The sequence below is a fragment of the Pseudomonas nitroreducens genome (genome assembly GCF_014204515.1).
GTDB lineage: Bacteria > Pseudomonadota > Gammaproteobacteria > Pseudomonadales > Pseudomonadaceae > Pseudomonas > Pseudomonas nitritireducens_A.
Window position 1 is genome coordinate 47926 of sequence record NZ_JACHLI010000040.1, and the last position, 10940, is coordinate 58865.

At 58.0% G+C, this 10940-nt stretch carries 7 protein-coding genes; all 7 read left to right on the top strand.

Annotated elements, in window-relative coordinates:
- Positions 1–2: 2 nt before the first annotated feature.
- From HNP46_RS31480 to HNP46_RS31510, 7 genes are read left to right on the top strand one after another with little or no spacing between them, the layout of a single operon-like run.
- Entirely contained in the window at positions 3–1781 is a 1779-nt protein-coding gene (locus tag HNP46_RS31480; protein ID WP_184596986.1) for a hypothetical protein, read from the top strand.
- Between the two features lie 2 nt (positions 1782–1783).
- Entirely contained in the window at positions 1784–3523 is a 1740-nt protein-coding gene (locus HNP46_RS31485; RefSeq protein ID WP_184596988.1) for a hypothetical protein, read from the top strand.
- An 8-nt stretch (positions 3524–3531) separates the two neighbouring features.
- Positions 3532–5220, top strand: a complete 1689-nt coding sequence (locus tag HNP46_RS31490) for a hypothetical protein (protein ID WP_184596990.1) — start codon at positions 3532–3534, stop codon at positions 5218–5220.
- 53 nt (positions 5221–5273) lie between these two features.
- Positions 5274–6932, top strand: a complete 1659-nt coding sequence (locus HNP46_RS31495; RefSeq protein WP_184596993.1) for a hypothetical protein — start codon at positions 5274–5276, stop codon at positions 6930–6932.
- 20 nt (positions 6933–6952) lie between these two features.
- Complete coding sequence (locus tag HNP46_RS31500; RefSeq protein WP_184596995.1) at positions 6953–8701, top strand: hypothetical protein; 1749 nt, start codon at positions 6953–6955, stop codon at positions 8699–8701.
- Positions 8701–10461 carry a hypothetical protein gene (locus tag HNP46_RS31505; RefSeq protein ID WP_184596997.1) on the top strand — a complete coding sequence of 587 codons (1761 nt, stop codon included), beginning with the start codon at positions 8701–8703 and terminating at the stop codon, positions 10459–10461. The genes HNP46_RS31500 and HNP46_RS31505 overlap by 1 nt, the downstream gene beginning before the upstream one ends.
- Before the next feature lie 13 nt (positions 10462–10474).
- On the top strand, positions 10475–10867 hold the full coding sequence (locus tag HNP46_RS31510) for a hypothetical protein (protein WP_184596999.1): 393 nt from the start codon (positions 10475–10477) through the stop codon (positions 10865–10867).
- The last annotated feature ends 73 nt before the right edge of the window (positions 10868–10940 follow it).

Sequence of the window (10940 nt, forward strand, 5' to 3'; positions counted from 1 at the left end):
TCATGTTTATCGAGCCGACCGTTGAGGAGCAGATCTGGGGTCAGTACCAGCGTGAGGTGATTCTGGCGCGCAGTCAGCGTAGTCAAAGCGCCAGCGATCCCGATGTACCTGGTCTCACCCTGGAACAGATTGGCCTGGTGGATGGGCTGCCGGGTAAGTTTCTTGCTCGGGCGATGCTCAATTCTCTTCTCCTTGGCGATACCCAACTGGCTGAGCAGCTCTGGCTGCGCCGTGGCCCGATCAAGGTGGAGATCATCAAGGACGATGGTCACAAGCTCATCGAGCCTGGCGGTGCCTACAGCATCGACTGGATGCAAAACACCAACCTCTTTTCGATGATCGAAGGTGGCTCCCAGGAGCTGGGTCAGCTCTACAAGCTCATCGAGCTGACTGGCGCTGACGGCCTGATTGGTAAGAATGGCGCGCCAACGTTCCTGTATGGAACGTCCCTTCAGCATGCGGTGCAGCGATTCCACGGCCAGGAGCCAGCTGATCGACTGGCTGAGATCCCTGAGCTGTCCTCCGGAGTGGTGAGCAGGGCTGCGACTCTCCTGGCGTGGGATGAGCAGTGGTTCGCCCGGTATCCAGGGACTGATGGTTTCCTCTGCTGGGCTGATCGGGCGATGGTTGACGCATTTCCTGACGATCTTCGTCCTTTCACCCGGTACAGCGACGTCATTTACGCCGAGCGCCAGGGGAATGAGGTATCTCCCACGGCAGAGAGTCCGCGAAAACGGATCGACATGCTCGATTTTAGTGCTGCCATGGCAGACGAATGCGATCCCAGTTGGATGGGCAGATTGGGAGTGGCAATCGACGATCACCCGTGGGAGCGCGCCTTGCTGCTGATGTCTCTCGAGCTCGGAATCAAGCCAGATGGATGGGATGCAACGCATGTCGAGCACTCGATCCTGGCAACTTTCCTGCCGAAGGCCCAGAAGCATGGGCTCGCCTGGCCGGCAGGCAAAGTACTCTGCATGACCACCACGGGTTTCCTTAAGGGTTTCCCTATCCAGTCGCCCAACCCAGTTGCGCTGAAGCACTCTCGGGAGGCCGTCTCTGATCTGGTGCCTTTGGATCGAATGTCCGTGGGGGCAGGCGGGGAGATTGCCGCCTTCCTATTCGATACCTTCCGAAGGGCCTCGGGTTGTGAGGGACGCTCGCTTCGCTGCCCCGCTCTGGTGAGCTACTGTGGTGAGGATGACTTCGGCATGGCCATGCGCCGAGAGATACCTAAACCGCTTACCGACGTCGTAATCAGGGGAGTCCGACGTTCCTGCAGTGACTTCTTCCTGATGATGAATGCCATCAAGTACTTCGGTGTTCAGACCGATGAGACCAAGCTACACCTGGAGGCTTCAAGAGCTTCAATGCTGGGCACGGACGGCTTCGGTAAACCGACGTTCCGTCTTGCGCCCGGTACGCAGCTCACTATCGATCCGGAAACCTCCGAGGTTGGCGAGACTGATCCGTACCACAAAGCCATATTCAAGGCCCTGGCAGCAGCCGACGGCCCGATCACGATCAACGCAATTCCCACCGATTGCCCGCCTTTGGAAGTGCTTTCTGGGTGCCTGCTCAAGAAGCGGCCTACCGAGGCGATCATTTATCGCGCAATTGCTAGGAGCCGAGGTCTCGGCCCGTTTATACCGCACCTGAAAAAGGTCTCGGACTGGCGAAATGCACTGAAAGTCTTTCCCGCTGGGGAATTTGAGCCATATTCCGCGCTGGTGCCGAACCAGCTCATTACTTCGGTTGCCGCCGGCATCCTGGAAATTTGACCATGTCGAACGATCTTGAGCAGTCCTGGAACGAGTTTCACGATAGCCTGCAGCTGTACACTGAACAGCAACCCTTGACCGACGCTGATGTGGCGCAGCTGAAGGGGCTGTCCGGTTGGGTTATCCCTTGGGCTGTGTTCCATGCGTTCTACTACGGCAATCTCCCTGTCGCGCAAGCTCTGATCGATGCGCACGGGCCTCGCCAGCTGGTGGTCAGGGAAGAGGGGGCGGGCGTCGTGTACATCGGTGACCAGGAGGGCGGAAAGCTCTATGACCTGCTCAACCTTCCCAAGAACATGCAGTTCTCCCAGTTGGTACATCTGAAGTCGCCCGAGCAGCTGTTCGCCCTGGCTTTCGCTAGCGGCGCTGGGATCATGTTCGATAATGCTGACGGCAAGGCATTGGTGACCAAAATCTCGGGTGGTATTGCTGACGTGACGAAGACTGTTCACCAGGGGAACACTTCCAGGATCAGTGCTGGCTTGCCAGAGCTTTCTGCGTCCGGCGTAGATCACCGGGAGCTGATCGCTGTGCTCAAGGCCAAGAGCGCTGGCTTGCCCTCGTACTGGTTCGAAGATCTGCTGTGCTGGGCGACTCCGGAGATGGTCGAGAAGCATTCTGAAGATCTCCACCCGCTTCACAGCGCGGTTCGTGGCCTACTGGCGAAACCTGGCCTCCCTGGTGAGTTTGAAGTCCCGTTTCACGAGCTCCGGGGCGAGTTCTTGGAGTCAGTTGTCGTCACGGACAAGCAGGCGTTGTCTGATCTTGGTAGTCACGATCAGGCACCCTTGGAACAGTTGTTCGCTAGTGGCGCCAGGCCTGATGGCGTCCTTACGTCTCTGCGTTATGGACTCCATCGGCCCGGCAAGAAGACTGTTGTTCGCGATAAGCATGCACTGACGAACTTCGCAGACGAATCCATGCGCAGAGGTCTCATCGAGAAGCCTGGCTATGTGCTGTGCAGGGCTACTGTGAGCTTCCTGGATCAGTTTCCGAACTCAGGCATCTGCCCGGCAGACTTGGCCAGTCTGAAAGTGGCGATGGAGACCTTCTTCCCGTTCGCTTCAGCACTCGACGACAGAGATAGACTTGAGAAGGAGGTTTCACTCGACGCTGCGAAACCTCCGATTGGGGCAGTGCTCACGAATAGCCACGGCCATGACGCCCCTGACGTGTTCCCAAACCTGATCAAGTACCTAAAAGGCCCCTTGCTCGACTACCTGATCCAACTCGAAATGAGAAATGCAGAGTCGCTAGGTTTGATCATCGCCTTGCAGCAGGAGTTTGAACTGAAGGGCCCAGAGCTCAATGTTCATCTTGAGGGCATGGATCTGCTCAATGCATACAACAAGAACCTAAGGCTTCCCAAGGGGTGCAATGTTACAGCTCGCATGCCGGTTTCCATGGCCAAGCGGTTCGATCACGGCGCCATGTTGAACCGCCTACTCGCGAATGCCGATGGCCCGGTCATCCTGGAAGGGAAGAACACTAGCATGCCCGTCGAGCAGGCTTTCGACGAGCTGACCCAGACTCGCGGAGCTCAATTGGCCGGGCATGAGGCAATGGCACTCAAGGCGATTATTCACTTCAACGGCCTGGAGGCCGTCCAGGGCCTCTGCCAGGCCCCAGAGCATTGGGAATTGGTCTTCGACATCTTCGGGCCTGCGGCCATGGAGCCGTTGATCCTGGAGCTTCCTGAGAAGCTGCAAACCAAGCTGGCCGTTAGCGGCTTTGACCTGTAGGGGGCGACATGGACAACACCATTTTGGAATCGAGGCAGTGGAAGCAGGCAGAGCAGGAGCTTGCAGCACTCGCCCCTCGTCAGCCCCTGTCCGCCAGGTTGCAGCAGGTACTTACGGATCTTCAGGAGGAAATGCGGGCTCGCATCCTCGGTGAAGCCCTATTGGCTGGAGAGGAGCGGGTCGCACGCTTCGTCTGGGAGTCGAGCGGTCGGCCGGCTGTCCAGATCACCCAAGACGGCTGGTTTGAGTTTCACCTGACGCTAGGTCAGTTCTCCTGGAAGCTTCCAGACCCGGACAAGACTGTGAATCTGTTCGGCCAGCTTTCAGAAGACAGCCGGGACAGCTTCTTCTCGCTCATCATCGAGTCCGGTGCGCATGGGCTGATCGGCTACCACGGTGCAGCCAACTATGCTGCTGAGACGCCACACATCGACGACCATGCCCTCGGCAGGATCGACCAAAAGAATCAGGAGCTGGTGAAGCACCTGCCGATCTATTCCGACGGAGTCGTACAGAAGGTAGAGCTGCCCAAGGTGCTCAAGGCACGTGGTGAGGCCATGAAAGCGCCCTGGTTCGATGACGTGCTCTGTTGGGCCAGCCAGGACATGATCGATACCTACCCGGATGAACTCCATCCCATCCGCCACGAATGGATCGGTGTATGCACCTTGCGTAACGGGCAGGAAGAGACTCCCATGGCAGAACTGACTGGGGAGTACTTGCAGAAGACTCGTATCATAGGGGACAACGACGATGAGATGGAGCGGCGGGATTATCTGAGAAACAACCCAGATAGCAGGCTTCTTCGGCGGTTCCACATCCATACTTACAGCTCGACCGGAAGGCTGACGACCCGCGATGCGGAATTGCTGAAGCAACAGGGTGATCGTCACCTCTGGGATGGATTTGGCCCCAACGGTGAGCAGACGAAGGGGCTTCAGCTCTGCCGTAGCTCAGCTGCCTTCCTGGCGAGCCGGCCGAATGAAGGCGTGGAGCCCCAGCTGATGCGCGAGATCAGCAACGTCTGTCGAAATCGCATCCCGTTCATCAACGGTGTCGTTTTCGGGAATGACCCGGCCCGCCTGGCCCCGGACAGGGAAGCAATGATGCCGCGTGACGCGCGTACTGTGCTGCAGCTCGGTAGCACCGATGCTGCCTGCCTGGCTGGGCTCCAAGGCATCATGCCTCCTGATTTGCTCGAGCAGTTCGTTGAGCTGGACAACGGCAAAATGTCCCTCATTACCCTTTCTAACCTGTGGAAACAGGGTCTGTACGAGCCGGGGATGGGCGCAATTGTGGACTCGAGGGCAATGCTGAGGACTTACGCCAGTGTCGAGCTGCCGGCCGGGTGCAAGGTGACGCTGACTTTTGGAAGAAAAGATCCAGTCGAAGTGCGAAAGGCCCTCGAGCTGCTTTACACGAACTCGAATGGCTCGATCACTGTCAACGGAGTGCCTGGAACCCTTCAGCCGTCGCACATCTGGGCCCAGCTTCCGAAAGCCGATCAGGAGCAGCGCTTTGTGCTTGAAGCGCTTGCGCGGTTCAAAGGCCACAAGGTGTTCCAGGATTTCGCCAATGACGAGGGCGGGTTCGAGTTGATGCACCAGGTCTTCGGTGGCGATGCCCTGGCTGACCGATTCGACGAGCTACCGGAAAGGTTGCAGTCAGTAGCAGCGGCGGGAGTGCTTGGAATCTGACGCAATTTCTGGATAATTCGCTGTCTTCATCGCGAATACCAGGAGGTGCTGCGTTGAGACCGAACACTTCAGACCAGTGCTGGGAACGCCTGTTCGAGCGCATGCTCTCGCGCACCCACGGAAACAAAGACGTTCGTTCGACTGACGAGGCCGACGTCAAAGGGCTTGAGGGTGCGCGCATTCCTCAAGCCTTTGCCCAGGCGTTGATCAGGGGCGATGAATACCTGGCCCGGCTCATCTGGAGCTCCCACGGCTACTTTACGCTCGAGGTAAGGCCCTCTGAAGACGGGCGCCTCTGGTACACGTCCGATCTCGGCGACGGCTCTCTACTCATCGATAACGCGCTGGTGGCCCTGAATCACCACGAGGTCGACTCGTTCCTGCATCTGCTGTGCTCGTCCGGCGCGACGGGTCTGTTCAAGGCCTTCCGGATGCACGACGGCATCTTGGATCATCGTCTCTCTACCGGTGGCAATACGAGCCATGAGCTCTTCGATATCCTGCCGAAGCTCGTTGACGGGCGGATGGAGCGCCCCGAGCTGGCGCTAACGCTCCACGATAGAGGCCTGGCCTTTCGGCCATCCTGGTTCAGCAAGACTCTGTGTTGGGCGACCCCTGAGATGGTGGCCGCCCATCCCGGCCAATTGATCCCTTACAAGGTGGTGCAGTACGCGGAGCTCAGAAGCCCTCTCGGTGGTGGGAAAACCGTGCGCCTCAACGAACTGGTAGGGGAGTTGCTGGCGCGTACTGACCTGCGGGTTCCAGGCAAGGCAGAGAAGGTCGCCCCTGAGTATCCCTACGAGTATTGGTTGCAGCGGGTATTCTTCGAGCTAGACGGGTGCAGACCACAGCCATCAGTCACCGATGCATGTCTGATAGAGCAGTTCGGTGATGAGGGTTTCGTGACCGGCATAGGGCGAGAATTCGCCGAGGGCCTGGTTCTTTGCCGTGCCAGCGTCAACTTCCTCGTGACCAAGATGGACTACCGGCACCCTGGCACCGACATCGGGGTGACTGAGGTTCTAAAGAACTACTTCCCCCTGCTGAGCGGCATGGTCTTCGGTGATGAGGCAGACTCTATCCCTACACCGTCGATGAGCATGTTCCGGCTGGAGATCCAGTCTGGCCGGCTGATATCGACGCTGTCGACTCACAACGGAGTCGGGCAGGTAGTCCCAACCCTGCTCGCAGCTTGGCTGCCAACGGCAGACCCTGAGTTTGTACGCCGGCTCATCGAATCCTGGAGCGGCAAGCTCACCCTGCGCGACGCATGTGAATTTGGACTGGGTGGGGTCGCCGGATCGGAACTCAAGGCATCTGTTTCCAACGACTCCATCATCAAATGGTTGGAGAAGGGGGTTCGGCTCCCGGATGGCTGCGGGGTCACGGTTGAGGGCATGCTCGATGCCAAGCAGACCAAGCACCTGGTACAGATGGCTGAAAACCACCTGGTGGTGAACGGCGTCAACACGGATATGGACGTGGAGACCCAATGGTCGTACATGGTTGCTCCTACAGCGACAACTGCCTCTCTTCTGGCGCGTGAATACGCATTGCGCCGTGGCCACCAGGACTTCCAGACCTTGGCGACCACCAACGAGCATATGAGCATCCTCTTCGAACTGTTTGGCGCCGAGGCCCTGGTGGATCGCATCGCGGAGCTGGATGACCGGCTGCAAACCTTGGCCATGGCCGGCACGCTGGATATCTAGAACAATTTCGAGGAAAAGACGTGTCGAAGAAGAGTCTGAGCTTCCTGCTCGAGAAAATGCCGAGCGCAATCGTCCAGCGCTACCAAAACCGATTCCATCTCATAACCCCGGAGATCGAGAGCGCGGTAAATACCCTGGTCGGCACCCAGCCTCATGTTCTGCTGATCCATGCGCTGTGCAAAGGGGATTACCGCCTGGCTGACCTGGTTTGGCACCGGTATGGCCAGTTCAAAATCCAGGTCGACAAAGACGCTCTGGGGAGCTTCATCAGCTCTAGCCGCTATGGCGTGGTCAGCATCCCTTACCACGGCAAAAACCGCGACGAATCTTTCAAGATGATCGCTGACCCTGAAACGCTCTGCCATCACATCAAGCTCATCCAGGCCTGTGGGGCAGGGGGCCTCATCGGATACCAGTCCGACTGCAACTGGCTGAAGAAGAACTACCCCGGCGACCAGGTGGCCAGCCCAGCCTATGGCGAGGACAAACACGCCGACTTCCTGAGCGCTAATCTTCCAATAGTGCGAAGCGGGCACCTGTGGCGCCCGGAGGTGGCGATTGTTTTGGCAAACAGGACGGCCGAGTTCGGGGCCATCTGGTTCGAGAACATGCTGTGCTGGGCCACCCCGGAGATGGTCGCCTCCAACCAGGATTACCTGCTGCCCTTCGGCATCGCACAGACTGCCGTCTTTGCGGAGGCTGATGGGAAGAACCAGGAAATGGACGTCGACCAGCTCGACCTGAAACTGTTGAGCCGGCTCGAATTCGAGAAGGAAAAGCACAGGGAGAGCTGCCTCAGCGCGCATCTGCTTCGGACGTTGGGTGTCGACGAGGCCTCGGGTTTGCTCAAGCGCTTCGAGTTCGATGTGCACGCGGTCGGGCGCGATTTGTTGGCTGGCGATAAGCGAGTGCTGGCGGAACAGTGCAACAAGCTCATCCGCTACGGGATGGCGCCGGAGCAGAAGGAAGGCCTGGTCTTATGCCGAACGACGCTCTCCTACCTGATGACGTTACCCAAGGATTCAGTCTCGCCTGCCGCACTGACTGAGGCTGGCAAGCAGCTCTCGACGTTCCTGCCTCTGGGTTCAGGGATTCTGCTCGGTGCTGATTCGCTCCAGGTAGCATCGCTGTTCACCGACCCGGTAGTGGAGCGGGTAGGTATCCAGTACCTGGTGCAAGAGTTGTCGAAGACGCCGACGGCGCTCAAGACCTTCACCACGTGGGCCAATCCAGCGCTGGTGAGGCGTCTTCTCGATCTCCAACACGAGAGCATCCGCAGTATCCGAGTGGCTGAGGTGCTTGAGGGTGAGCTTGGTGAGTCGATGGTCGGCTCCACCCTCGGTGTGTCCATTCCCCATATCAAAAGGGCTGGCGAGCATGGAGCTCGAATTCCTGCAGGCATGAAGGTAAGTGTCATTCCGCCGTCGCCGACCACCGATTACACAAACCATGAGCACTACTTCGAACTCATCCGGTTGGCCAAGGGCCCAATAGATCTCTTCGGCTACCCATCTGATATGCCGGTATCTGTAGTCGTTGATTTGCTCCTGGCAAACTTCCGCGAAGAGACCCTGACCAGGCACCAGGAGCTGGCGCTCAAGGGAATGGTGCGGTTCGCCGGTCAGGAATCGCTGGTGAAGCTGATGAAGCATCCGGATGACTGGGAGTTGATGCGCCAGGTGTTCGGGATCGAATCGCTGATCCCGCATATCGCAAAGACGTCCGACCGCCTGCAGACGATTGCGGCATCAGAAGTGATGGGTTTTTGATGAGTGAAGTGCCCCTTCAGCCTGAGCATCTCGAAGAGCACTACTACGGAGTCATTCGACCTGACTTTGCTCGGCGCTGGGGGCGGTCTGTTCCTAACGATTTCCTGGACTGCTTTACCTTGGTTCACTGGGTGGATCACCTTGAGGGTGACTTCCTGGTTGATCTTCTGGTCGAGTGTCTGATCGACGGCGACTACCTTGGTGCCAAGGCGATTGTCGAGCGGCACGGGCCTCTTGCCCTGGAGGTGGAGCCCGTAGATTCCACCATGAATCGCTTCGTGATTCCTGGAGTTGGGAAGGTTACTAAGGACGTCACCAGTATTCCGTGTTTGAAGCTGCTGGCCGGTACAAGCAATGCCCCGGCCCACTTCAAGCTGATCATGGATATCAAGGCCTATGGTCTTATTGGCTTTGGCACAGAGCAGAACGTCCTGGGTGACCGAGGCAAGAGTTGGGTTGAGGACATCGCGCAGCATCAGCAACAGGCAGAGGCTATTGGGCGCATGCTCCCTGTTCTGCGGGAAGGTGTTGTTGAGCGGCCTGAGCTCGTCGCGTACTTGCATGAGCGCTCAGAGGAATTCGGCACTACCTGGTTCGATGGAATCCTCTGTTGGGCAACCCCTGAGATGGTGGCGGGCCATGGCATGGCCTTGAAGCCTTTCACCTCGTCGATCACCGGCACTGTCGGTCATCGAAACTATCGAAGCCTGGAGGCCCCTCTTTGCGAGCTCACGGGTGATGATCTTCGTCGTTGCATGCTGTATCCAGCGACCAAGCTCCTACCGGAGCCGGCCGAGGAGTTAAGGCTAGCCTTCCTCGATGGGAAGATGGGTTACGAGACGCGTGTGACGCACCTGACCTTCACGCTGGAGCCATCTGGCCGGCCAATGTCCACGGATGATTACTGGCTCGTAACGCAGTTTGCAGACTCTGCTACCAAGCTTGGACTGGCCGAGGAGCAGGTGAAAGGTCTCATCCTCTGCCGCACTACGGTTGCTTTCCTCCGGTCTAAGCAACGTGAGGGAGTAACTGCGCAGCGGCTCAAGCAGATACGGGATGCCCTCCTGGGGTATCTGCCGTACATGAACGGTGTCTTCGCAGCTCCAGACAACGACAAAGTCCAGCATCCAAGCCAGTCGAAGTGGACGAAGTGTCTGGCTCTAGACCGGGTTCTGAGCGAATTCATCAAGACTCCGGCCCAGTTTGAAGGATTCGCGGCAGTGGCCCCGAAGGACTTGTTCCAGGGTATGTGCGAGCTGGAACGCTATTCATGCAACTCCCCTCAGCTGATCTGCGCCCTTGCCCGAGACTATGGCTTTGATGTGGCCGGAGTAGATCTCACGATTTTCGTGCCCAAAGATGGGCCTGTGATCGACGAAACGCTGAGGTTCCCGCCTGGCCTGATGATTACGGTGAACGGTGTCGCTGGTAAGGAGCGACTGAGTGAGGTGCACGAACTGCTGCCTGGCCTGTGCCCGGAATCGGTACGCATCGAGGGCATGCTGCCTTCGATCCAGCCAGCAGAGCTCCTCGACAGGATGGCCGGCCATATACATGGCTTGCTGAACCATTCCCCCTGGATCGCTATGTCCGCTCACGCGAAGCGGTTAGGCGCGGCTACGTTCGTGCCCTTGGTTAAGACGGCCGCGCAATCCGAGGCGCTGATCAAGATGTTCGGCGCCGGCCCATTCCTGGAGCACCTGGCCGATCTGCATGAGACGATGCAGACGCAGCTCTGCGCCAGTGAATTCGATCTGTAGGAGCGAAACGACGATGATGCCCAGCCCTTCGAAGGCCTACTACAGCTTCCATAACGCGAACGCTGACCGATTGATGCATCGAGACGGTCTGCTTGATGGCATAACCGGCATCCTGGATGCAGTTAGTCCGGGGGATAGGGTTGCCATCCTGGTGCTGGCTCTTTTCGATGGTGACTACCTGCTGGCGAAGTACCTCCTGGATGAGTATGGAGAAGTCGAACTCTCATTTGAGCCAGGGGAGCGCGCATTCACCTACCGCCACGGTGAGTTCGATGGCTCATTCGAGTATAGCAGTGTGGTGAATGACTGGATGTGCTGGCTCCAAGACCACCAGGTCGATGATTTCTTTGCACTAATCCTACGGTGCAAAGCCTATGGGCTGGTTGGTTTGGCCCCCTGTATCTGAGGGCAGGGCCTCACGCTTAAACTAGGAGATAGTCTTGTGACTGGTTTTAAGCGTATGCCCAATGGAAGTGATG

What these genes read in the sequence shown, in the direction of transcription:
- HNP46_RS31480 (WP_184596986.1), top strand. Translation starts at nt 3, where the DNA reads ATGTTTATCGAGCCGACCGTTGAGGAGCAGATCTGGGGTCAGTACCAG.
- HNP46_RS31485 (WP_184596988.1), top strand. Translation starts at nt 1,784, where the DNA reads ATGTCGAACGATCTTGAGCAGTCCTGGAACGAGTTTCACGATAGCCTG.
- HNP46_RS31490 (WP_184596990.1), top strand. Translation starts at nt 3,532, where the DNA reads ATGGACAACACCATTTTGGAATCGAGGCAGTGGAAGCAGGCAGAGCAG.
- HNP46_RS31505 (WP_184596997.1), top strand. Translation starts at nt 8,701, where the DNA reads ATGAGTGAAGTGCCCCTTCAGCCTGAGCATCTCGAAGAGCACTACTAC.
- HNP46_RS31510 (WP_184596999.1), top strand. Translation starts at nt 10,475, where the DNA reads ATGATGCCCAGCCCTTCGAAGGCCTACTACAGCTTCCATAACGCGAAC.